This window comes from Amorphoplanes friuliensis DSM 7358, from assembly GCF_000494755.1.
Classification (GTDB): Bacteria; Actinomycetota; Actinomycetes; order Mycobacteriales; family Micromonosporaceae; genus Actinoplanes; species Actinoplanes friuliensis.
The window spans coordinates 5,774,424-5,797,440 of sequence record NC_022657.1 but is presented as its reverse complement, the minus strand read 5'-3'; the positions used below and the strand labels follow the sequence as shown (position 1 = coordinate 5,797,440).

The following is a 23,017-nucleotide window of genomic DNA, read 5'->3' as shown; positions in this document are numbered from 1 at the left end:
CGACGCTGCGGCGGCGGCGTGATCCGCGCCGAGTGTGGTCGTGCGGATAGGCGGTATCCCCGATCAGCATGGCCGGTCAGGGCTTAACGAAGGCCCAACATCGTTGATGTTGGGCCTTCGGCAGGTCGGGGAGGCCCCACATGGCTGATGTTGGGCTTCCGGTGGGCCAGGGAACTCCCGACATGGCTGATTTCGGGCTTTCCGTGGGCCTGTTGACGCCGTCGTGGGCTGGCCGGTCGGGGGCTTTGAAGCCCCAACATCGTTGATGTTGGGGCTTCGGTAGGTCTGGGGAGCCCCGACATGGCTGATGTTGGGGCTTCGGTGGGCCTGGGAGGCCCCGACATGGCTGATGTTGGGGCTTCGGTGGGCCTGGGAGGCCCCGACATGGCTGATGTTGGGGCTTCGGTGGGCCTGGGAGGCCCCGACATGGCTGATGTTGGGGCTTCGGTAGGTCTGGGAGGCCCCGACATGGCTGATGTTGGGGCTTCGGTGGGCCTGGGAGGCCCCGACATGGCTGATGTCGGGCTTTCCGTGGGCCTGTTGACGCCATCGAGGGCTGGCCGGTCGGGGCTTAGAAGCCCAAACACGGCTGATGTTGGGCCTTTGGTGGGCCCGGGAGGCCCCCGACATGGCTGATGTCGGGCCTTCTTTTCATGGGGTTGGCCTGGACCGCCAAGGTCTACCCGGGTCGCGTCCAGCAGCGCGAACAGCGGCGGTTCGTCACCGGATCAGCGCGGGCGAGCCAAGACCGACAGCCGCCGCCGGCATGTTGCATCTCGGTGGTCAGGCGCCCCGGGAGCGACCCCACGTCATCGACACCTGACGCCAGGATCCGTTCCCAGGCAGGTCCATCACCGCAGTTTGATCTTCCACGAGCCGCCGAGCCGCCTCGAAGCTCCCACGATTCCGTCGAACCCAGCGGTGATCTCGCCACCTTCCTGACCTGGGCGGACGACCCGGCCCGGTCGTGCTGCGGCAGGCAAGTGCAAGATCAGGACGCCGCGCAAGGTCAGCCCGCGGCGGTGGCGCCACGGGCGAGAGCAACGACCAGACCTGCCGCGATCAAGCTGGCGATCAGCACCGTGGCGACCGCGGAGGCGTCGAGCTGCACACTGCGGCGGTCGGCCACCCGCTTGGCGGTCACCACGGCCAGGATCGGGCCCAGCAGCGCGACGATCAGCGCCACCACGGGCAACCCGACCGCCAAATCACCGCCGGCTTCCCGGCCGGCCCAGCGCAGAAGCGACCAAGCCGCCACGCCGACGGCGCCGCCGAGGGCGCCCAGCACGGCGTACAGGAGGGAAGCGCTGCCTGAGGCCGGGCGGGCGGCTGGAGTTGCCCCGGCCAGGGCTGTTGCTTCCTGGAGGTAGTCCTCGGCGTCGCGGTCGCGCTGGCGGGGGATCGTCGGCTGGGGGGCCTGGGCGCCGAAGCGGTCGGCGAGACGCCCGGTCTTGTGCGCGAAGTCGGCCCACAGCCCCGCGGCGCGGGCGTCGACCTCGTCGCGGGCGCGCTGGGCCGCCCGCACCGCCGCCTGGGTTTCGCGGATGCGCTGGTCGGCGGCCCGGACGGCGTTGTCGGCCTCGATCGCGCGGGTGTCGTGCCAGGTGCGCGCCTCGGCGCGGTGGGTGGCGGCCTCGTCGTCCAGGTTGGTCAGTTTGCGGACGACGCTGCGGTAGTCGGGCGCGCGGCGTTCGAGGGTGCCGTCGGTGTCGGAGGTGGTCATGACGGTCCGTAGGGGATGATCGTTTCGGCGCCGCGGTGCACCGATCGGTCGAAGTGGAGCGCCCGCCAGGGCCGCGGGTACCAGTTCGGCGGGGTGTTGCCCGGGAAGTACGGGCTCAGTTCGCTGCCGTGGGAGTCCAGCGCGACCCAGGCGCCGATCGTGTCCGTGCGGGAGCCGGGGCCGCCGAGGGTGTCGCGCAGCAGGGACGCGCCGCGCCACCAGCCGATGACGTGGATGCGGCGTTCCGGGCCCTGGCGCAGGATCTTGCGCAGCAGGACGTTGCTTGCGCTGGGCAGTGCGTCGGCGGCGTACAGAAAGAGGAAATGCGGCCGGTCGGACGTGGTGGAGGACTCGGCGTCGGTGGCGGTGTCCTCGAGCAGGAACTCGACGTTGTCGTTGTCGAACTTGCCGGTGTCTGCGGGCAGACGCGTGTGCAGGGCCGCGACCGCTGTGCTCGCGTCGGTGTCCAGGCAGGCGACCGAGAAGCGGGCGGCGCCGGGTCCGAACTGCGCGGCGAGCGACCGGGCGGCCGTGCCGAGCACCGCGCAGGCGTCGTCGACCCGGGTGCCCAGCACCGCGATGTTGCGGCCCGGCGCCCGGCGCAGCGGTGTCTTGGCGGAGCGGGACTCGACGTCGATCGTCTCGCCGAGCAGGACCACCGGCGCGGCGACGGCCTCCGCGGGGACAAAACGGCGGTATTCCGGGCTGTCCTCCAGCCGCGGGATCGCGTCGCCGTCGAAGAGGCGGGGTGCGACCAGCTCCGGCGGGCGGTGGCGCCACAGCTGGTGCTGGAGTTCGCTCCACCGTTCGCGGTTGCCGGCGTCGGGCACGCGGACGATCCTGTTCGCCTCGAGCGCGCCGGAGTCGGCGTTGACCACCGCGTGGTAGCGGGGCAGGGAGTCCGCCGCGTGGTTGGTCTCCGCCAGCACCCTTCGTGCCCGGGGCAGGGCGATGCGCAGTGAGAACTGTGCGACCAGTGCGGGCCGGCCCCACAGCGCCTCGATGCCGGAGACGTCCTGGCTGGCCAGCACCAGGTGGATGCCCTGGGACCGGCCGCGCCGGGCGAGGTCCTCGAGCAGGTCGACGGCCTCGGCGGCGACCGCGTCACGGCCGGAGAGCAGCACCTGGAACTCGTCGACCACGGCGACGATGCGCGGCCAGGAGCCCGTCGGATCCTCGGCCCGCAGCTCGGCGAGGTTGGTCACCTCGTGGCGCTTCGCGGCGTCGGCGCGGCTGCGCAGCTCCGCGCCGAGGAACCGCAGCAGGGCCAGACCGAACTCGCGGTCGGTGTTGACGTTGACACCCACCAGGCGCACGTGCGGCAGCCAGCTGGGGTCGCGGCGACCCGGCGCGAAGCGGGCGAACGACACGCCCTCCTTGAAGTCGAGCAGGTAGAAGGCCAGCTCGGCAGGGGAGTAGCGGGCGGCGAGAGCACCCATCCAGGCGTAGATCAGGTTGGTCTTGCCGGTGCCCGACGGCCCGGCGATCAGGGCGTGCGGCGGATAGTCGCTGAGGGTCACGTGCACCGGCGAGCCCTGCGGGCTGTCGCCGAGCGGTGCGGTCAGCGCCCGCGCCGAGCTCTGTTGCCACGCGTCCTCGGGCAGCAGGCTGTCCAGCGCCACCGGGGCCGGGCCGGCGGCGACCTGATCGGCGATCTCCCGGCAGGTGCGGGTGATCACGGCCGCAGGGGGCCCGGGGTCGAGCCGCACCGGCAGGTCACCGCACCCGCTCAGCCGGGCGTCGTCACCCGGCGCCACGTCGACAACCTCGATCCCGGTCCCGGCCCCGACCGGAAAACCCCGCATGATCAGGTGTACGCCGCACGCCGCGCCCGTTCGCAGCAGCCGGTCGAGCTGTCCCCGCTCGTGGCGGGAGAGTTCGTCACCGCCGAGCAGGATCGCCACGCGCCACGGCTCGGGACGGCGCCCGGTGGCGGCGGCCAGCTCCCGCAGCGAGGAGTGCTCACCGGCGAGCACGGTCTCGTTGATGCGGCGGACGTGGTCGACGAGGTCGTCGAGCAGCGCGGCCAGCCCGCCGGGCCCGACGAAGGTCAGCACCCCGGCCGGGGCCAGTGGCGCAAACCCCGCGAGCCCTCCGCCGAGCTGCTCCGGGTCGTACCCGGTGAGCCGGATCCGCCCGGCCTCCACACTGCCCAGTGCGCGCAGCAGCAGCGAGGCGACCACGTCGTCCCCCAGCGACTCGTCGCCGCGGATGACGACGTGCCCGTGGTCGAGGAGCGGCACCAGCGCCGGCACCTCCTCGTCGTACGGCAGGAGCAGGCGGCCGACCCGGAGCTCGGGTGCGGGGACCTGGGTGCCGCCCGGTGTCGGGCGCCAGACGACCCAGGGCATCCCGGCGGCGCCCGGCGCGGCGGCCAGCGCGGTCTCGGCCGCGGCCCCGGCGAGGGCGGCCAGGTCGCGTTCGTGCTGTTCGTCGATCTCCCGGAGACGCTTGTCGCGCTGGTCGGCGAGGCGGATCCGGCGCTCGCGGGCCGCGGACGCCACCCGGGCCCGGCGCGTGACGGCGGCTTCGTACTCCTCCTGCGCGGCCTCGAACTGCTCCTCGGCCGCGCCGAGGGCGTGCGACAGCGCGGCGCGGACCTCGACGACCTGCTGCGCCCGGGTGTCAGGCATCGACACCACGGGGTGGGAGCGGTTCGGGGGCCTCGGCGTCGAGTGTGGCCGGGTCGCGGCCGAGGCGGGCCAGCAGCACCCCGGTGAGCACGCTGGCGGTGACCGCGGAGTCGGCCGGGTGCCCCGGCTGCTGGGCACCCGCCGGCGTGCGGCAGACCCGGCCAGCAGCGTGTCGAGCACGTCGGGCGGGGTGCCCGGCAGCAGCGACTTCACGCGGCCGCCGGCGGCACTGCGCAGCCGGGGCAGGTCGTCCGGGCCCGGCTCGTGGCCGAGCAGGTCACCGGCGAGGCGGCGCAGGACGGGCGGGGTGACCGCCGACAGCCCGAGACCGGTCGCGGCGTTCACACCGTGCAGGTCGCGGCCGAGACGGGCCCGGTCGCCGGACCGGACCCCGGCGGCGACGCGGCGCAGCAGCTCGGCGGTGTTAGCGGGACGCTCGGGTGTGGAACCGTCGGCCTTCGGCGGGGGTGGCGCCTCGCCGGTGAGCTTCTCGACCCGCTCGCGCCACCACGGCTGCAACTGCTCCGGGGGCGGCGCCTGCTCCTGCTGCTCGCCACCGGCCGGCTGATCTTTGTCTTCCTTGAGGCCGGCTTTCCAGTCCCTGTCCGGGGGAGCGCTGGCGTCCGCGGCCAGACCGAGCTGCGCCAGATAGGCCGCGATCGCGTCCTGGGCCAGCCGGAGCGCGGCCGCGGCGTGCTCGGCGTGCTCGGTGGCGTTGCCGAGCTGCGGGACGCCGATCGGGTCGACCGAGGTCTGGCGCACCCAGTTGAGCAGCTCGGTGGCACTGCGGAGCCGCTCCATCGCCACCGACACGAGCCCGGTGGGCAGCTCGTCGGACGTGGCCCGGAGCTGGGCGCCGACTTCCTGCAGCAGAGACATCGTGTTAGAGGGTCGCCGTGTAGGTCTGCGCCTGCTCGACCGCGAGCAGCGTGGCGCCGAGGCACTCCTCGAGCTGCTGGTCGGCCTGCGACAGGGAGGCGTGCGCGGCACCGACGGCGTCGTTGGCACTGCCGTCGAGGGCCGCGGCGAGGCTCTGCTGCGCCTCACCCAGCTTCTCCCGGGCTGCCTGGATCGCCGCCTGACCCTCCGTGACCTGTTGGAGTGCGGCATCCACGGCCGCTCTGACCTCGGCGACGCTGGCCACTCGTGCAGCCTCCTGCAGTGTCGGTACGACGGTAGGGACTCAGAATAGTCGTCCCTGATGGGATGGTCGTGCCCGCACGCCCCTTTCGTGAAACCGGGCCTGCCCGGTCATCGCGGGACGGCGCCCGGCCCCCGCACTTCCGCGCCCAGGGCTGTCACCCGTTCGCGCAGACCACGGTCCGCCGTGACCACCACGACACGCCGTCCGGGGCCTTCCCGCGCCACGAGGTCCACGATCGTGTCGTCGCCGGATCCGGGCGCGCGCTCCACGCGTACCCCCGGGACGGCGGGGACGTCCCGGGCCTTGCCCTCGACGACCAGGACGAGCTCGACGGGCCCCGGAAGATCTGTCAGACCCTCGGTGTTGAGGGGAAGGAGTGCGTCGCGCAGGCGGGTCGTGGCCCCGGCGCGGTCGCGCCACCAGCCGTCCGGTTTGGAGCCGACGACGTTCGCGGCGTCGACGACCAGCAGCGGTGAGGCCATGTAATCAGCGTCTCACAGCGGAATCAAACAGACCCCTCAGGCGCTGTGCTACCCGGAGATACCGCCGGACACAGATCGACGACGGTGGTTCTGGCTACATCTGGAGGAAGACACTCATGAGTCCCGATGACTGGGAAGACCCTTTCGCTCGTTTCTTTGCTTCGGCCGATCCCCGGCGCTCCGCCCAGCGGATCGACATCACCAGGTTCATGAGCGCCGACGCGCGTCAGGTGCTCACGGACGCCGCACGCCGGGCCGCCGAGGTGGCGCCCGCGGGCATCGGCATCGCCGACCTGGACACCGACCACCTGCTCTGGGGCGTGCTCCAGCAGGACGCGCAGCAGGCGCTCGTCCGCCGGGCCGGGGCCGACCCCGACGCGCTGCTCGCCCAGCTGGGCGGCGTCTCGCGTGCACCGGGCTCCGAGCTGCCGGATCACCTGGCGCTCACCCCGGCCGCCAAGCGCGCCCTGCTCGACAGTCTGCAGATCTCGCGGGCCGTCGGCGCCTCCTACGTGGGCCCCGAGCACATCCTGATGGCGCTCGGACTCAACCCGGACTCCGTCGCCGGCCGGCTGCTCGCGTCGCGGATCGACCCGCGCACGCTCCAGCAGGCCGAGCCGCAGGCGGGCCGTGGTGGATCGAACGGTCGTGGCAACGAGCCCGGCAGCAACAGCAAGACCCCCACACTCGAGCAGTACGGCGTCGACCTGACCGAGCTTGCCCGCAGCGGTGAGCTGGACCCGGTCATCGGGCGCGCCGACGAGATCGAGCAGGCCGTCGAGGTGCTCTCGCGGCGTACCAAGAACAACCCCGTGCTGATCGGCGAGGCCGGCGTCGGCAAGACCGCCGTCGTCGAGGGCCTGGCCCAGCGCATCGTGGACGGTGACGTCCCGCAGACCCTCGCGGGCAAGCGTGTCATCCAGCTCGACCTGGCCGGACTGGTCGCGGGTACCCGCTACCGCGGCGACTTCGAGGAGCGCCTGCGCAAGGTCATCGACGAGATCCAGGAGAGCGGGGAGGGCCTGATCGTCTTCCTCGACGAGATCCACACCTTGGTCGGCGCCGGTGGCGGCGGTGACGGCGGCGGGATGGACGCGAGCAACATGCTCAAGCCCGCCCTGGCCCGTGGCCGCATGCGGGTGGTCGGTGCGACCACGCTGGACGAGTACCGCCGCAACATCGAGAAGGACGCGGCCCTGGCCCGGCGTTTCCAGCCGGTGCTGGTGGGTGAGCCCAGTGTCGAGGACACCGTGGCGATCCTGCGCGGCCTGCGGGACAACTACGAGGCCCACCACCAGGTCCGCATCACCGACGAGGCGCTCGACGCCGCGGCGGAGCTGTCGGACCGCTACATCACCGACCGGTTCCTGCCGGACAAGGCGATCGACCTGATCGACCAGGCCGGCGCGCGGGTGCGGCTGCGGGTCAAGACGCCCACGACCGACGTCCGTGAGCAGGAACGCCGCATCGAGCAGCTCACCCGCGACCGCGACCAGGCGGTCGCCGCGGAGAACTACGAGAAGGCGTCGAGCCTGCGCGACGAGCTCAACGCGCTCCGGCAGCAGATCGAGGAGGCCGGTTCGGGCGAGGGTGGCGTGCCGAAGGTGACCGAGGTGGACATCGCCGACGTCGTCTCCCGGGCCACCGGCATCCCGGTCTCCCAGCTCACCGAGGAGGAGCGCGAGCGTCTCCTGCGACTCGAGGCGCACCTGCACGATCACGTGATCGGTCAGGAGGAGGCGGTGGCGGCCGTGTCCGAGGCCGTGCGGCGCTCCCGTGCCGGACTGGGCGACCCCGACCGGCCCGTGGGCAGCTTCCTGTTCCTCGGCCCGACCGGTGTCGGCAAGACCGAGCTGGCCCGATCGCTGGCCGAGGCGCTCTTCGGCGACTCCGACCGGATGATCCGGCTGGACATGAGCGAGTTCCAGGAGCGGCACACCGTCTCCCGGCTCGTCGGTGCCCCTCCCGGCTACGTCGGTTACGACGAGGCCGGTCAGCTCACCGAGGCTGTGCGGCGCCGGCCGTACTCCGTGGTGCTGCTGGACGAGATCGAGAAGGCGCACCCCGATGTCTTCAACATCTTGCTGCAGGTGCTCGACGACGGCCGGCTCACCGACAGCCAGGGCCGGACGGTCAGCTTCAAGAACACCGTGCTGATCATGACCAGCAACATCGGGTCGGACATCATCAGCGGTACGAAGCGGACGCTGGGCTTCGGCGCGGAGTCCACGTCGCCGGACCAGGATCTGCAGGACAAGCTCGACCGCCGGCTGCGCGAGCAGCTGCGGCCCGAGTTCATCAACCGGATCGACGAGATCATCGTCTTCCGGCAGCTCGAGACGGAGCAGCTGCGCCGGATCACCGAGCTGCTGCTGGAGGAGACCCGGCGCCGCCTGCACGCGCAGGACGTCACGCTGGAGATCACCACGGCGGCGACCGACTGGCTCGCCGACAAGGGCTTCCAGCCGGAGTACGGTGCCCGTCCGTTGCGCCGCACGATCCAGCGTGAGCTGGACAACCGGCTCTCGCGGATGCTGCTCGCCGCCGATCTGGCGCCCGGGCAGACGGTGCACGTCGATGTCGCCGAGGGTCAGCTGACCTTCACGGCGTCGTCACCCGCGCCCGCAGCGGCCTGAATTTCACGACGGCGGCTCCCCTCCGGGGGAGCCGCCGTCATGCTGCCGCCAGTTGGACGCCACCGAGCTGCGGGTGGTCCTCGAGCCATTCGATGTAGAGCGGGTTGCGGGCCGCGACCTCGGCGTACGCCTCCCCGGCCATGCCGACCAGCCGCGGTGCGACCCGGGCGGCGGGGCTGTCGGGGTGCCAGCCGAGCACCTGCCGCCAGCGCAGGGGAGCACCCTGCAGCGGCCGGTGGGTGAGCCCGGCGGGCGGCCGGAACGTCGGCTGGCAGACCGCGAGCGCGAGCCCGGACTCGACCATGTCGACACAGCCGCGGATGTCGGTCTCCAGCATCCGCTTGGGGGTGAAGCCGGCGCGGGCGCAGGCCGCGGCGAAGCAGTCGCTGAAGCAGCCGTCACCGGTGCCGGCGACCCACTGCTCGTCGGCCAGCTCGGCCAGGTCCACCTCGACACCCTTGGCCGACGGGTGGTCGTCGGGCATCAGCACGCACACGCCGTCGACGGCGATCGTCTGCCACACCAGGCCGTAGTCGGCCGACGGGATGGCGTCGCCGCAGACGCCGACCTGGGCGTAGTCGAGCTTCCCGGCCAGCACCATGGTGGCCAGTTCCTCCACGTAGTACGACGCGTGGGTGGAGATCTGGGCGTCGGGCTGGGCCTCCGACAACCGGTGCACCATGCCGCCGATGACGGGCCCGCCGATCGCGCCGATGCGATATCGCGTCATCACGCTCTCGTCGGCACCCGACCCGGCGAGCCGGGCCGCCTCGTCCTGGAGACCTTTCATCGCCGGCAGCAGCACCCGGGCCCGGGACAGCACCAGCTCACCGAGCGCCGTCGGCCGGGCACCGCGACGGTCTCGTTCGAAGAGCGGGCCGCCGAGGGTCCGCTCGATGCGTTGCAGCTGGGCGGTGAGGGCCGGCTGGGCGAGGCCCAGCAGCGACGCCGCCTTCGTCACGCTGCCCGTCTCCGCGATGGCACAGACCACCTTGAGATGCCGCAGCTCCAGGTTCATAGCGTGACGGTAGGACGTTCGCGGGATATCGGCTAGACCTTCGGCCAGCCAAAGATCCTCCACTTGTGACAAATGGGTTAACCAAAAGGACAGAACCAGCTAACCCGTACGCCGTTACCCGTGCGTAACGTGAACACGTTTTCACTATCCGTGAAATTACGTCCACTTTGTACTTTGTTTATAGATCACGCGGGTACGTGGTCCGCCGGCCCACCACGTCGCGCACCTTGTCGACGATCGCCACCGCCGGATCGACGATCTTGTTCCATGGTGGTGACGCCGGCGTCCCCGGGTGCGGGCGCGTCGGCGCGGCCTCTTCGGCGAGCTCGACCCGGTTGCCGAGCCTGATCAGATCCTCCACCGAGGCCATCTGCAACAGCAAGGGCAACAGCTCACCGGAAGCAGCCGTGGAGTGCCGGTGCAGCCGCCGGCAGACGTCGTCGGCGCGCGCCGCCCGGTTGGTGTCGTCCGCCGCCTCGAGGAGCCGCAGCGCCTCGAGCATCGCGCGGTCCTCGGCGATCTCCCGCTCCACGAGCACGTAACCGTCCGGCACGGTCGCCTTCACCGCGGGATACAGGTACTGCTCCTCGGCGGAGAGGTGCCGGGACAGCTCGGCACTGATCACCTGGGCGAGGGTCTGCCGGCGGGCGGCGTCGGTGCCGTCGCCGGTCAGCTCGTCGCACAGCGCGATCAGCTCGCGGTGCTCGCGCTCGATGACGTCGACGACGCTGGGGCCGGTCGTCTCGCCGCCCACGGGCGGCAGCGGGGGAAGGAGGGTCACGGGACGGCTCTTACCCGTACCTGATCACCGGCCAAACGCGACCGGGAGCGAGCTGGTAAGAAGGGCGGATGGAACCTCTCTCCGCCGCCGACGAGGTCGTCGACATCTGCCGCGACCTGCTCCGGATCGACACCAGCAACACCGGCGATCCCCGGACGACCGTGGGCGAGCGCGTCGCCGCCGAGTACGTCGCCGGCAAGCTGACCGAGTCCGGCATCGACGTCGAGCTGCACGAGTCCGCGCCCAAGCGGGCCAACCTGGTCGCCCGCATCCCCGGTGCCGACCGCTCCCGCGGCGCCCTGCTGGTGCACGGGCACCTCGACGTGGTTCCGGCGGACGCGAGCGAGTGGTCCGTGCCGCCGTTCTCGGGGGAGGAGAAGGACGGCTACCTGTGGGGCCGCGGCGCGATCGACATGAAGGACTTCGACGCGATGATGCTCGCCGTCGTCCGCGACTGGCAGCGCACCGGGTACGTCCCGCCCCGCGACATCGTCCTGGCGTACACCGCCGACGAGGAGGCGGGCATGGAGTTCGGCTCGCAGTTCCTCGTCCGGGAGCACGCCGGGCTCTTCGAGGGCTGCACCGAGGCGATCGGCGAGGTCGGCGGATTCTCCTACACGATCAACGACGACCTGCGGCTCTACCTGGTCGAGACGGCCGAGAAGGGCATCGACTGGCTGCGGCTGCACGCCAAGGGCCGGCCGGGCCACGGCTCGTTCGTGCACGACGACAACGCCGTCACCGCCCTGGCCGAGGCCGTCGCCGCGGTCGGCCGGCACAAGTTCCCGATGGTGATCACGCCGGCCGTGCGGTCCTTCCTGGAGCAGGTCTCCGAGGCGCTCGGCATCGAGCTCGACCCGGCCGAGCCCGAGCTGGCCATCGCCAAGCTCGGCCCGATCGCCAACCTGATCGGCGCGACCGTGCGCAACACCGCCAACCCGACCCGGCTCGAAGCGGGTTACAAGGACAACGTCATCCCCGGCAAGGCGTCGGCGACCATCGACTGCCGCACCCTGCCGGGGCAGGCCGAGATCTTCCTGGAGCAGCTGCGCGGGGTCATCGGCCCCGACATCGAGATCGAGCACATCTCCCAGCAGGACGCCCTCGAGACCGGCTTCGACGGTGCGCTCGTCGAGGCGATGGGCGCCGCCCTGCGGGCCGAGGACCCGGGTGCGCGCACGGTTCCGTACATGCTCTCCGGTGGCACCGACGCCAAGGCGTTCAGCACTCTCGGGATCCGCTGCTTCGGGTTCGCGCCGCTCAAGCTGCCGGCCGACCTGAACTTCTCCGCGCTGTTCCACGGCGTCGACGAGCGGGTTCCCGTGGAAGGACTACAGTTCGGCGTGCGTGTGCTCGACCGACTGCTGCGAGCGAGCTGATGAGAGGACTTTTCACACCATGACCGACCAGTACGCGGAGCTCGACGCCGCACTAGAGCGGGTCGTCGAGGCTGCGCAAGCCCACCTGGCGGCGGTGAAGGCCGCACAGGGCCGGGTTGACGACGACGATGTGTGGCAGGCGTACGTCAACCTCAACAACACTTCCTTCGCGTACGACGAGCAGCTGCTCGAGGCGTTCGGCGAAGTGACACCGTGGGACGTCGAGTCGATCGACCCGGACGAGGCGGACCAGCGCTTCGGCGGTGGTGTCGGCGGCCTCGACGGCGGCGACGCCGACCCCCACCCGCGGGTGATCTCGGTGCGTCAGCGCCGCGACTACCGCGTGCCCAGCGTCGCGGCGCTGCTGCGCGTGGCCGACGCCGCCCGCCGCAACCTGGTGCCCGGCGACGAGGAGGCCGGACCGGTCGACTCGGTCGGCGAGGCCGTGCTGGAGCTGCTGCAGGCCGGCGACGGTTCGCTGTCCTCCCTCGACGTGCCGGAGCTGGAGCCGCTCGACGGCCTGCTCACGGTCAGCGAGGTGGCCACGCCGCTCGACCTCGAGGCGTTCGCCGACGAGGACGGTGCCGGCCCGTTCGCTCCTTCCGACGACGACCTGCTGGTCGGCCGTCTGGACGAGCACCCGTACCTCTCCGACGAAGAGGACGACCACGCCGGTCACAACCACTGACCTGCCCGGCCGCTGCCGGGGATGCCACCGAGGCGTCCCCGGCAGCGCCGTGCCCGGCGGGTAGCGTCGGCGTCATGTCAGTGGAAGCCATCGGTGCGCTGCGCGAACCGGCGCGCCGGACGGTGTACGAGTACGTCGCCGCGCAGGCGGACCCGGTCAGCCGCAACCAGGTGGCCGAGGCGGTCGGCATCGGCCGCACCCTGGCGGCGTTCCATCTGGACAAGCTGACCGAGGCCGGGCTGCTGGAGGCCTCCTCCGCGCCGCGGACCGGTGGCCCGGGGGCGGGGCGGCCCGCCAAGGTCTACACCCGCTCGGCCGTCGAGCACGCGGTGTCGCTGCCTCCCCGCGACTACCGGCTGCTGGCCGAGGTGCTGGCCGGTGCCGTCGAACGCGCCGGTGTGGAGCCGGCCGCCTACGACGCAGCCCGCGAGCGGGGCCGAAAACTCTCCGGCGGTGAGCTGATTCCCGCCCTGGAGTCGCTCGGTTACGAGCCCTTCATCGACGGCAGCCGGACGGTCAGGCTGCGCAACTGCCCGTTCCACGCCCTCGCACAGACCCATCCCGGGCTGGTCTGCGGGCTGAGTCAGGCGCTCGTCGAAGGCCTGGCGGACGGTGCGCGGACCGTCCGGCTCGATCCGGGGCCGACCGGCTGCTGCGTGGTGATCGACTCTAAAAACAAAAATGATTGACATAGAACGTACGCTCACCGCATGGCCGACCATCACCTCGCCCAGCTGAACGTCGCCCGCCTGCGCGCACCCCTCGACAGCCCCGTCCTCGCCGACTTCGTGGCACTGCTTCCCGAGGTCAACGCCCTGGCCGAGAGCTCGCCCGGTTACGTCTGGCGCCTGCAGGACGAGTCCGGTGACGCGACGGCGCTGCGGCCCTTCGGCGCGGACCTGATCGTCAATCTGACCGTGTGGGAGTCACCCGAGTCGCTGCGCGGTTTTGTCTACCGGACCGCTCACCTGGAACCGATGCGCCGGCGGCGGGAGTGGTTCGTGCCCCTCGACCAGCCGCATCTTGTGCTGTGGTGGATCCCGGCCGGCCACGTGCCGGACCTCGCCGAGGCCGCGGACCGGCTGGAACGGCTGCGCCGGAACGGCCCGTCGGGGGAGGCGTTCACCCTCCGGGAGCCGCACCCGGCACCCGGCGCGCTCGCCGCATGAAGAGGCGCCCGCCCCGGTCCTCGGGGCGGGCGCTCGGTGTTCGGTTATATCGAGAGACCCGGCTGGTGGGGCCCCTGCACCTTCCGGCGGAGCATGACCTGGCGGGTGCCGTCGCGGAAGAGCTGGACGCGGGCCAGTTCCCAGCCCGAGAACTCCGCCTGGATCGCCAGCTGTGCCGCAGCGGTCAGGCGATCGACGTTCGACGGCAACCGGAGCGGCGCGTACTCGTAGTCCATGAGTCCTAATATGCGCCGAGGTCCGGCGTGTCACCAGTCCCCGGGCCGGTCAGACCCTCTCTTTCCGGGTAGCCGACGGTGATCGCGGACACGTCGTCCAGGGCGGCGGCGATCTCGTAGGGCAGGGTCAGCTCGTCGCTGAGCAGAGCGCCCTGCAGCTGCCCGGCGGTCCGCGCGCCCAGGATCGGGGCCACGACACCCGGGCGGTCCCGGATCCAGGCCAGCGCCACCTCCAGCGGCGAGACCCCGAGCCCACCGGCCGCGATCACCAGCGCTTCGACGATGCTCGAGCTGCGGGGTTCCAGGTACGTCTGCACGAACGGTGCGAGGTGCTCGGTGGCGGCCCGGGAGTCCAGCGGGCGGCCGTTGCGGTATTTGCCGGTCAGCACACCCCGGCCCAGCGGCGACCACGGCAGCACGCCGATGCCCAGCGCGGCCGCGGCCGGCAGGACCTCGCGCTCGATGCCGCGTTCGAGCAGCGAGTATTCGACCTGGGTGGCGACGATCGGCGCCCGTGCCGGGAAGGCCTGCTGCCAAGCGGCGGCGCGGGCGGTCTGCCAGCCGGCGAAATTCGACACACCGACGTACCGGACACGCCCGCTGTTGACCGCGTGATCCAGCGCCGACAGCGTCTCCTCGAGCGGCGTCTGCGGGTCGTACCCGTGCACCTGCCAGAGGTCGACGTAATCGGTGCCCAGCCGGCGCAGCGAGGCGTCCAGGGTGCGCAGCAGGTGACCGCGGGAGCTGTCCCGGCGGCGGAAACCGTGCTGTCCCAGACCGGCCTTGGTGGCGATCAGCACCTCGTCGCGGGGCACCAGGTGGTCGAGCAGCGAGCCGATGACGTTCTCGGCGTCGCCGTCGCCGTACACGTCGGCGGTGTCGAGCAGGGTGCCGCCGGCCTCCAGGTAGAGCTTGAGCTGGGCGGCCGCGTCGTCGGGATCGGTGTCACGGCCCCAGGTCATGGTGCCGAGGGCCAGCCGGGAAACCGCCAGCCCGCTGCGGCCGAGCGGTCGTTGGTGCATGGGTGAACCTTATTCAGACCCGACCCCGCGCGAAACGGCGAGAGCAGCTCAATAGGGCCGCGAACCGTCGGGTTGGCGACCGAAGTGCCGGAAGATCACTGAGCGTGTTCGCCTAGGCTGCCAGTGCGGAGCATCGGTGCTCTCGCAGCACCTTCGGGAGGACCCGTGCGGCTCGGACTCAGCCTCGGATACCAGACCTCGTGGACCACACCCGCCGACCATCTCGCCATGGCGCAGGAGGCCGACCGGCTCGGCTACTCCGTGGTGTGGGCGGCGGAGGCGTACGGCTCGGACTCGCCGAGCATGCTGGCCTGGATGGCCGGGCAGACACGCTCGATCGACCTCGGCGCCGCCGTCATGCAGATCCCGGCGCGCAGCCCCGCCATGACGGCGATGACGGCCGCGACGATCGACACCCTCTCCGGCGGCCGGTTCCGCCTCGGTCTGGGCGTCTCCGGCCCGCAGGTCTCGGAGGGCTGGCACGGGGTCCGTTTCGGCAAGCCGCTGGCCCGCACCCGGGAGTACGTCGACATCGTCAAGCTCGCGATCGCGCGCAAGCCCGTCGCCTACGACGGCGAGCACTACACGCTGCCGCTGCCCGACGGTCCCGGCAAGGCGCTGCGGCTGGGCTTCCACCCGCCGCGTGACCACATCCCGCTCTACCTGGCGGCGGTCGGCCCGAAGAACCTCGAGCTGGCCGGTGAGATCGCCGACGGCTGGCTGGCGATCTTCTTCGCGCCCGACGCCGCGGGGGAGTACCTGCAGCACATCGAGCGTGGCCGGGCCAAGTCCGGCGCGGGGCTGACCGGCTTCGACGTCGCGCCCTCGGTGCCCGTGGTCATCAGCGACGACGTGGCCGCCGCCGCGGACGTCATCCGGCCCTACGCCGCGCTCTACGTCGGCGGCATGGGCAGCCGCGAGCAGAACTTCTACAACCAGCTCGCCGTCCGGATGGGCTACGCCGACGCCGCCAAGGAGGTCCAGGACCTCTACCTGGACCGCAAGATCCGCGAGGCTGCCGGCGCGATCCCCCAGGACTTCATCACCCGGACGTCGCTGGTCGGCAACAAGGAACGCATCACCGAACGGATCCGCGAGTACGCCGCCGCGGGTGTCGGCACGCTCTCCATCAGCCCGTACGTCGGTGACCTGGAGAGCGGGATCGCCACCCTGCGGACCGTCGCGGAGGCGTTCGAGGCGTCAGGCGTGGCCGAGTAGCCGTGGCGACCGTCCTGCTTCTCCGCCACGGGCGGACCACTGCGAACGCGTCCGGCGGCCTCGCCGGGCGCATGCCGGTCGAGCTCGACGAGACCGGCCGGGGCCAGGCCCAGCGGGTCGGTGAGCGGCTGCGCAAGCTGCCGCTGTCGGCCGTCGTGACCAGCCCGCTGATCCGGTGCCGGCAGACCCTCGAGCTGGCCCTGCCGGACATCGTCCCCGAGGTCGACGAGGGCCTGATCGAGTGCGGCTACGGCGACTGGGAGGGCCGGCCCCTCAAGGAGCTGTCCCAGGAGCCGCTCTGGCCCGTCGTCCAGCAGCACCCCAGCGCCGTGGTCTTCCCCAACGGTGAGGCGATGGCGGCCATGTCGGCCCGCGCGGTCGCCGCGATCCGGCACTGGGACGCGAAGGTGACCGCCCAGCACGGTCCCGACGCGCTCTGGCTGGCGTGCAGCCACGGCGATGTGATCAAGGCCATCGTGGCGGACGCGATGGGGCTGCACCTGGACGAGTTCCAGCGCCTGGTCGCCGACCCGGCCTCGGTCAGCGTCATCCGGTACACCCCGACGCGGCCGTTCCTCGTGCGGCTCAACGACACGGCCGACCTGTCGGCCCTCGTGCCGCCGCCGAAACCCGCCGAAGGTGCCCTGCCGGAGTCCGACGCGGCCGTGGGCGGTGGCGCGGGCGGAGGCGCATGAACACGTCGTGTGACCGGCGTGTTACCACAGCGTGTGCACCGTTTGCGCCCTCGGCGAACCGCGGCGGCAGGCTGCGCGCCCGCGCGCACGGGCGGATAGGGTCGAACCCATGACCCACCAGGTGCATGCCTTCGAGCCGCCCGAGCGGTTCGTCGCCGGGACGGTGGGCGAGCCCGGGGACCGGACATTCTTCCTCCAGGCCCGCGGTGGCGGCCGGGTGGTCAGCGTGGCGCTGGAGAAGGTCCAGGTGCAGCTGCTCGCCGAGAAGCTCGAGGAGCTGCTCACCGAGGCCGGGCGGCGTTTCGGCGTCGACCTCCCCGAGGTCCCGGTGCTCGCGACCAACGACAACGAGCCGCTCGACACCCCCGTCGACGAGGAGTTCCGCGTCGGCACCCTCGGCCTCGCCTTCGACGTCGACACGACCACGGTTGTCATCGAGGCCATCGAGGCCGGCGAGGGTGACGCGGAGGTCGAGCTCGGCGAGGACGACGACGAGGACGACGACAGCCCGATCTCCGACGATGACGACGACGACGAGCCCGACGACGACCTCGACCGGCTCCGCGTCCGGCTGACCCCGGAGGCGACCCGCGCGTTCATCGACCGGGCCCGCCGGGTCGTCAACGCCGGCCGCCCGCCGTGCCCGCTCTGCGGCCAGCCGCTCGATCCGGCCGGGCACCTCTGCCCCCGGCACAACGGTTACCACCGGTGACGACGGAGCCCGCATCCGTGCTCGCGGAGGACGAAGCTCTGGCCCTGCTGAGCCGCGGCCGGATGGAGCTCGAGGGCCGGCTGGTCGACGCCTCCAACACCACGCTGCGGGCCGAGATCACCCTCGACGGCCTGACCCGGCGCTGCGTCTACAAGCCGGTGCAGGGTGAGCGCCCGCTCTGGGACTTCCCCGACGGCACCCTGGCCGGCCGGGAGGTCTCGGCGTTCCTGGTCTCGCAGGCGACCGGCTGGGGGCTGGTGCCGCCGACCATCCTCCGCGACGGCCCCCTCGGCCCGGGCGCCTGCCAGCTCTGGATCGACGAGCCCGAGGACGCCGAGTCGCTCATCGGCTTCGTCCCGGCGTACGACGTGCCGGAGGGCTGGCTGCCGATCGCCCAGGCCCGCGACGAGGACGGCGACGCGTACGCGCTGGCCCACGCCGACGACCCCCGGCTGTCGCGCCTCGCGGTGCTGGACGCCGTCATCAACAACGCCGACCGCAAGGGCGGCCACGTGCTCTACGCCCCCGACGGCCGCATCCACGGCGTCGACCACGGCGTCAGCTTCCACGTGGAAAACAAACTGCGTACCGTGCTCTGGGGCTGGACGGGCAAGACGATCCCGGCCGAGTCGATCGAGGTGCTGAACCGGGTGGGGGAGCTGCTCGACGGCACCCTCGGTGAGGCCCTCGAGGAGCACCTGACGGTCTCCGAGGTGCAGCACGCACGGCTGCGGGTGCGCCGGCTGCTGCGCTCGACGCGCTTCCCGAAGCCGCCCCAGGACTGGCCCGCCGTCCCGTGGCCACCGGTCTGAGGCTTTACTCACGCCGGGCGGGTGTCCGCGCGTACGGCTGGATAGGCTCCTGACCATGGACGCATGGACGGGGCACGACGTGCCGACGCTGCCGGGGAACGCACCGCTGCCGGCACTGTACGACTCGGCCCGGCGATCGGTGCAGCCGACGACGCCGGACGGCGCCGCCACGATGTACGTCTGCGGCATCACGCCGTACGACGCCACGCACCTCGGTCACGCCGCCACCATGATCACCTTCGACCTGGTGCAGCGCCTCTGGCGTGACGCCGGCCTCGACGTCACCTACGTGCAGAACGTCACCGACATCGACGACCCCCTGCTGGAGCGGGCGGCCCGCGACGGCGAGGACTGGATCGTCCTGGCGATGCGCGAGACCGCACTGTTCCGCGAGGACATGGAGGCGCTGCGGATGATCCCGCCGGCGCACTACGTCGGTGCGGTCGAGTCGATCCCGGCGATCGCCGCCCACGTGCGCGAGCTGCTCGACGCCGGTGCGGCGTACCGCCTCGACGACGGCACCGGCGACATCTACTTCACGATCGCGGCGTCACCGTCGTTCGGGTACGAGTCCAACCTGTCGCGCGAGGAGATGCTGGTCCTGTCGGCGGAGCGCGGCGGCGACCCGGAGCGTCCCGGCAAGCGCGACCCGCTCGACCCGCTGCTCTGGCGCGGCGCCCGCGACGGCGAGCCCGCCTGGGACGGCGGTGACCTCGGCCCCGGCCGCCCCGGCTGGCACATCGAGTGCGCAACCATCGCCCTGGGCCTGCTCGGCGACACGATCGACGTGCAGGGCGGCGGCAACGACCTGCTCTACCCCCACCACGAGTGTTCGGCGGCGCACGCGGAACGTCTCACCGGTGCCGAGCCGTTCGCGACCCACTACGTGCACGCGGGCATGATCGGCCTCGAGGGCGAGAAGATGTCGAAGTCCAAGGGCAACCTGGTCTTCGTCTCCCGGCTGCGCGCCGACGGCGTCGACCCGATGGCCGTTCGGGTGGGTCTGCTCGCCGACCACTACCGCACCGACCGCCAGTGGACGGACGACGTGCTCAAGGCTGGTCAGCAGCGCCTGGCCCGCTGGCGGGACGCGGCGGCGGCGACCTCCGGCCCGTCCGGCGAGGGTCTGCTCGACGCGGTCCGCGAGGCCCTGCGCAACGACCTCGACACCCCGTCGGCGCTCGCCCTGGTCGACGCCTGGTCCGAGGCCGCCCTGGCCGGCGCGGGCGACGATGCCGCCGCCCCCGCGCTGATGGCCAGGACGGTCGACGCGCTGCTGGGCATCAAGCTCTGACCGGCCTACCGGCCTGTCCTCAGGCGGAGGTCAGCGCCGGGTAGTCGGTGTATCCCTCGTGGTCGCCGCCGTACGCCTTGGCGTAGTCCGGCGTGTTGAACGGGCCGCCCGCGGCGAGCCGCTCGGGCAGGTCCGGGTTGGCCAGGAAGAGCGCACCGTACGACACCAGGTCGGTCTCGCCGTTCTCGATCTGCTTCAGCGCCTCGGGCCCGGTCCACGCGCCCGGCGTGTACGGGTTGAGGATGAACGCCCCCGCCCACCGGTCCCGCAGCATCGCGGTGAACTCGGTGTCCGGTCCCTCGCCGACGTGCAGGTACGCGAGCCCGAGCGGGGCCAGCGCGTCGAGCAGCGCCAGGTAGGTCTCCCGGTGGTCGTCCTCGACGATGTCGTTGAACGGGTTCGCGGGGGAGATGCGCAGGCCGAGCCGGTCGGCTCCGATCTCGGCGGCGACGGCCTTCGCGACCTCGACGGTGAGCCGGATGCGGCCCTCGATCGTGCCGCCCCACTCGTCGTCGCGCCGGTTGGCGTTGGTCGAGAGGAACTGGTGGAGCAGGTACCCGTTCGCGCCGTGCAGCTCGACACCGTCGAAGCCGGCGTCGATGGCGTTGCGGGCCGACCGGACGAAGTCCTGGATGGTCGCGGTGATGCCGTCCGCGTCGAGCGGCTCGGGGGTGACGAGGTCCAGCGGCCCGTCGGCGGTGAAGACCTGACCGGCGGCGGCGACCGGCGACGCGCCGACCGGGTGGGCGCCGTGCAGCGTCGGGTGCCCGATGCGGCCGGTGTGCATGAGCTGGGCGAAGATCAGGCCACCGCGCTCGTGGACGGCCGCGGTGACGGGCTTCCAGGCCTCGGCCTGCTCCGCGGTGTGCAGTCCGGGGGTGTTCATGTAGCCCTGTCCGACGGGGGACGGCTGTGTCCCCTCGGTGATGATCAGCCCCGCACCGGCGCGCTGGCCGTAGTACGTCGCCATGAGCTCGGTGGGAGTCGCGCCCGGCCCGTACGCCCGGCTGCGGGTCATCGGGGCCATCACGATCCGGTTGCGCGTGGTGTAGCGGCCCACCGGGAAGCCGTCGAATGCCGTGGTCATCGAGATCTCCTGTCCTGGACAGCTAATTCACTGTCCAGGACAGCTAATGCCGGACCGGGCGCGATTATTGCCGGTTCGGCGGGTGATCGCCGACACACCGGTGACGGCTACGCTGACCTGCATGGGAGAGCGGGAGGTCGTGCCGGGTGCTGCCGCCGGCGGGCCGATCAGCCATACGATCTTCCGGCTCGCCCGGATTCACCGGCTCATCGCCGGGCGGCTGCTCCGCGAAGTGGGCCTGCACGCCAGCCAGGAGCTGCTGCTGATGCGGCTCTGGGACGGCGGCCCGCAACGCCAGACCGACCTCGGCGCGGAGCTGGGCACGGACTCCGCCGCGACGACCCGCATCGTGCAGCGTCTGGAGGAGTCCGGTTACGTCCGGCGGGTTCCCGACCCCGCCGACCGCCGGGCCACCCTGGTCGAGAACACGGCTCAGGGGCTGGCGCTGCGCGAGCACGTCGAGCGGATCTGGGAGCACCTCGAGGAGCTCACCGTGGGCGAGATGACACCCGAGCAGCAGCAGACCGCCCTCGACTGCCTGCTGCGGCTGGAGTGCAACCTGCACACAGGAGTTACGCGAGAGTGAGGCCTGGGTCCGGGTCGGGCTCGGGCACCGGCGCCGGGATGCGATATTCCTCGGTCAGGGTCGTCATCGGGCCGGGCCAGGTCGCCTGGGCGACCTCGATCGGTTTGCGGGTCTCGTCGAAGGCCACGTGCAGCAGGTGCAGCACCGGGGTGTCCGGGCGGATCTGCAGGATCTCCGCCTCCTCGCGGCTCGGCTGCCGGGCGCTGATCGTGTCGGTCGCCGACGCATAACGCCGCCCGATCGCCTCCTCGGCCTCCTGGTACAGCGGGCGGCCGAACGCCTCGGCGCGTTCCAGGGAGGTGCCGGTCGCGTCGGTGACCCGGAACCAGGAGGCACCGACCTCGACCGTGGCGTCGTCGGCGCGCACGAGGTGTCGGCGGACCAGCATCTCCGTGCCGTCGCGGACGCCGAACGCGTCCGCGACCTCGGGCGGCGCGGGTTCCCGGCCGACACCGGCCAGCTGCTGCCTGTACCGGGCGGCCAGGTCCGCGTGATAGCCGCGGTGGGCGCCGTAGCGGCCCCGGGAGAGGCGGTTGAGCCGCCGCCGGGTGCCGCGCACGTACGTGCCGGAGCCGGGCTTGGTGATCAGGATGCCCTCGACGCGGAGCTGGTCGACGGTGCGCTGCACGGTCTGTTTGGCCACCCCGAACATCTCGGCCATCGCCGGGATCGAGGGCAGCCGCTCGCCGGGGTTCCAGTCGCCGCGGCGGATCCGCTCGCGCAGCTGCGCGGCGATCTGACGGTGCGGGAACTCGGCGGCGCCGGGGTTGATCGTCATGGCCATCCCTTCAGACCCAGGTTCCTAGGATGCCTTACGCGGTGTGCGCCGGGTGACAACGACACGCCGGAAACTCGGTCGACCCTCGCGGGCGGAGCATCGACGATGGTGCTCATGCTGAGTCCCGAGATCCTCGAGTACTACCAGCGTGGCGGTGAGCAGGAGCGGCTCACCGCCGGCGCCGGCCGCCTGGAGTTCCTGCGCACCTGGGACGTCCTGACCCGGACGCTGCCGCCCGCGCCGGCCCGCATCCTCGACGTGGGTGGCGCCACGGGCATCTACGCCCGGCCGTTGGCGGAGGCCGGTCATTCGGTACGCGTGATCGACCCCGTCCCGGAGCACGTGACCACGTCCGGTGCACTGGACGGCGTGACCGCGGCCGTCGGCGACGCGCGTGACCTGCCCGAGGCGGACGGCAGTGCGGACGCGGTGCTGCTGCTCGGCCCGCTCTACCACCTGGGTGATCGCGCCGACCGCCTCACCGCCTGGCGCGAGGCGGCCCGGGTCGTCCGCCCCGGCGGTGTGGTCGTCGCCGCCGTGATCAGCCGGTACGCGTCCATGCTCGACGGCATCCTCAAGGGCTTCTTCGCCGACCCGGCGTACGTGTCCATGGTGGACCGCACCCTGACGGACGGGGTGCACAGCCACCGGGGGCAGGTGCCGAGGTGGTTCACCAGCGCGTACTTCCACCACCCGGACGAGCCCGCGGCCGAGGCGGCCGAGGCGGGTCTCACGGCCGCACGCACTGTCGCGGTCGAGGGCCCGGCCTGGCTGACGGGTCCGCGGCTGCTGGAGTTCCTGGACGACGACCACCTGCGTGGCGTCATGCTGGACCACCTGCGCCGGGTCGAGGCCGAGCCCAGTCTGCTCGGCGCCAGCAGCCACCTGCTGACCGTCGCGCACCGCCCGGCCGTTTAAGGTGTT

22 protein-coding genes are annotated in these 23,017 nt (G+C 72.0%); 12 read left to right on the top strand and 10 right to left on the bottom strand.

The genetic code is table 11. The annotated features are described in order from the left end of the window. Positions 1-1,009: 1,009 nt before the first annotated feature. From AFR_RS26845 to AFR_RS26830, 4 genes are all read right to left on the bottom strand, one after another. A complete protein-coding gene (locus AFR_RS26845; RefSeq protein ID WP_023364468.1) occupies positions 1,010-1,723 on the bottom strand; it encodes an MFS transporter in 714 nt (237 codons plus the stop codon). Then, positions 1,720-4,356: an FtsK/SpoIIIE domain-containing protein gene (locus AFR_RS26840; protein ID WP_041842758.1), complete on the bottom strand. Its 2,637-nt coding sequence runs from the start codon at positions 4,354-4,356 to the stop codon at positions 1,720-1,722. Before AFR_RS26840 ends, AFR_RS26845 begins: the two co-directional genes overlap by 4 nt. 883 nt (positions 4,357-5,239) lie before the next feature. Continuing rightward, a complete protein-coding gene (locus AFR_RS26835) occupies positions 5,240-5,500 on the bottom strand; it encodes a hypothetical protein (RefSeq protein WP_023364464.1) in 261 nt (86 codons plus the stop codon). 107 nt (positions 5,501-5,607) lie between these two features. Next, complete coding sequence (locus tag AFR_RS26830; protein ID WP_023364462.1) at positions 5,608-5,982, bottom strand: PIN domain-containing protein; 375 nt, start codon at positions 5,980-5,982, stop codon at positions 5,608-5,610. A 116-nt stretch (positions 5,983-6,098) separates the two neighbouring features. Here AFR_RS26830 and AFR_RS26825 point away from each other — a divergent pair, with 116 nt between their 5' ends. Continuing rightward, positions 6,099-8,618, top strand: coding sequence for an ATP-dependent Clp protease ATP-binding subunit (locus tag AFR_RS26825; protein ID WP_023364460.1), 2,520 nt, complete (start codon positions 6,099-6,101; stop codon positions 8,616-8,618). Positions 8,619-8,655: 37 nt separating this feature from the next. Here the strand turns inward: AFR_RS26825 and AFR_RS26820 are convergent, their stop codons facing one another. Together AFR_RS26820 and AFR_RS26815 are read right to left on the bottom strand one after the other, a co-directional pair. Next, complete coding sequence (locus tag AFR_RS26820) at positions 8,656-9,636, bottom strand: LysR family transcriptional regulator (RefSeq protein ID WP_023364458.1); 981 nt, start codon at positions 9,634-9,636, stop codon at positions 8,656-8,658. A gap of 178 nt (positions 9,637-9,814) precedes the next feature. Then, the gene (locus AFR_RS26815; RefSeq protein WP_023364457.1) at positions 9,815-10,417 is read right to left on the bottom strand and encodes a hemerythrin domain-containing protein; all 603 of its coding nucleotides are present in this window, start codon (positions 10,415-10,417) and stop codon (positions 9,815-9,817) included. A gap of 68 nt (positions 10,418-10,485) precedes the next feature. On the opposite strand from AFR_RS26815, the gene AFR_RS26810 reads away from it, so the two are divergent. The 4 genes from AFR_RS26810 to AFR_RS26795 all read left to right on the top strand — a co-directional run bounded on the left by AFR_RS26810 (position 10,486) and on the right by AFR_RS26795 (position 13,653). Then, positions 10,486-11,796 (top strand): M20/M25/M40 family metallo-hydrolase, encoded by a 1,311-nt coding sequence (locus tag AFR_RS26810; RefSeq protein ID WP_023364455.1) that lies wholly within the window; start codon positions 10,486-10,488, stop codon positions 11,794-11,796. A gap of 19 nt (positions 11,797-11,815) precedes the next feature. Beyond that, entirely contained in the window at positions 11,816-12,484 is a 669-nt protein-coding gene (locus AFR_RS26805) for a hypothetical protein (protein ID WP_023364453.1), read from the top strand. A 74-nt stretch (positions 12,485-12,558) separates the two neighbouring features. Further along, complete coding sequence (locus AFR_RS26800; RefSeq protein WP_041841161.1) at positions 12,559-13,173, top strand: helix-turn-helix transcriptional regulator; 615 nt, start codon at positions 12,559-12,561, stop codon at positions 13,171-13,173. Between the two features lie 21 nt (positions 13,174-13,194). Beyond that, a complete protein-coding gene (locus tag AFR_RS26795; protein ID WP_023364449.1) occupies positions 13,195-13,653 on the top strand; it encodes a DUF3291 domain-containing protein in 459 nt (152 codons plus the stop codon). Between the two features lie 44 nt (positions 13,654-13,697). Here AFR_RS26795 and AFR_RS26790 read toward each other — a convergent pair whose 3' ends face one another. Together AFR_RS26790 and AFR_RS26785 are read right to left on the bottom strand one after the other, a co-directional pair. Then, positions 13,698-13,889: a DUF5703 family protein gene (locus AFR_RS26790; protein ID WP_023364447.1), complete on the bottom strand. Its 192-nt coding sequence runs from the start codon at positions 13,887-13,889 to the stop codon at positions 13,698-13,700. A 5-nt stretch (positions 13,890-13,894) separates the two neighbouring features. Further along, the gene (locus AFR_RS26785) at positions 13,895-14,911 is read right to left on the bottom strand and encodes an aldo/keto reductase (protein ID WP_023364444.1); all 1,017 of its coding nucleotides are present in this window, start codon (positions 14,909-14,911) and stop codon (positions 13,895-13,897) included. 165 nt (positions 14,912-15,076) lie between these two features. Here AFR_RS26785 and AFR_RS26780 point away from each other — a divergent pair, with 165 nt between their 5' ends. The 5 genes from AFR_RS26780 to mshC all read left to right on the top strand — a co-directional run bounded on the left by AFR_RS26780 (position 15,077) and on the right by mshC (position 19,642). After that, entirely contained in the window at positions 15,077-16,129 is a 1,053-nt protein-coding gene (locus tag AFR_RS26780; RefSeq protein WP_023364443.1) for an LLM class F420-dependent oxidoreductase, read from the top strand. Positions 16,130-16,131: 2 nt separating this feature from the next. Next, positions 16,132-16,824: a histidine phosphatase family protein gene (locus AFR_RS26775; protein WP_023364441.1), complete on the top strand. Its 693-nt coding sequence runs from the start codon at positions 16,132-16,134 to the stop codon at positions 16,822-16,824. Between the two features lie 109 nt (positions 16,825-16,933). After that, positions 16,934-17,536 carry a DUF3090 domain-containing protein gene (locus AFR_RS26770; protein WP_023364439.1) on the top strand — a complete coding sequence of 201 codons (603 nt, stop codon included), beginning with the start codon at positions 16,934-16,936 and terminating at the stop codon, positions 17,534-17,536. 62 nt (positions 17,537-17,598) lie between these two features. Then, on the top strand, positions 17,599-18,348 hold the full coding sequence (locus tag AFR_RS26765; protein WP_084298440.1) for an SCO1664 family protein: 750 nt from the start codon (positions 17,599-17,601) through the stop codon (positions 18,346-18,348). Positions 18,349-18,403: 55 nt separating this feature from the next. After that, the gene (mshC, locus tag AFR_RS26760; protein WP_023364436.1) at positions 18,404-19,642 is read left to right on the top strand and encodes a cysteine--1-D-myo-inosityl 2-amino-2-deoxy-alpha-D-glucopyranoside ligase; all 1,239 of its coding nucleotides are present in this window, start codon (positions 18,404-18,406) and stop codon (positions 19,640-19,642) included. 19 nt (positions 19,643-19,661) lie between these two features. On the opposite strand, the gene AFR_RS26755 is transcribed toward mshC, so the two are convergent. Then, entirely contained in the window at positions 19,662-20,729 is a 1,068-nt protein-coding gene (locus AFR_RS26755) for an alkene reductase (protein WP_023364434.1), read from the bottom strand. A 121-nt stretch (positions 20,730-20,850) separates the two neighbouring features. Here AFR_RS26755 and AFR_RS26750 point away from each other — a divergent pair, with 121 nt between their 5' ends. Beyond that, complete coding sequence (locus AFR_RS26750; RefSeq protein WP_041842757.1) at positions 20,851-21,315, top strand: MarR family winged helix-turn-helix transcriptional regulator; 465 nt, start codon at positions 20,851-20,853, stop codon at positions 21,313-21,315. Here AFR_RS26750 and AFR_RS26745 read toward each other — a convergent pair. After that, complete coding sequence (locus tag AFR_RS26745) at positions 21,302-22,093, bottom strand: GntR family transcriptional regulator (RefSeq protein ID WP_023364429.1); 792 nt, start codon at positions 22,091-22,093, stop codon at positions 21,302-21,304. The genes AFR_RS26750 and AFR_RS26745 overlap by 14 nt on opposite strands. Before the next feature lie 114 nt (positions 22,094-22,207). On the opposite strand from AFR_RS26745, the gene AFR_RS26740 reads away from it, so the two are divergent. Continuing rightward, positions 22,208-23,011, top strand: coding sequence for a class I SAM-dependent methyltransferase (locus AFR_RS26740; RefSeq protein ID WP_052359822.1), 804 nt, complete (start codon positions 22,208-22,210; stop codon positions 23,009-23,011). The last annotated feature ends 6 nt before the right edge of the window (positions 23,012-23,017 follow it).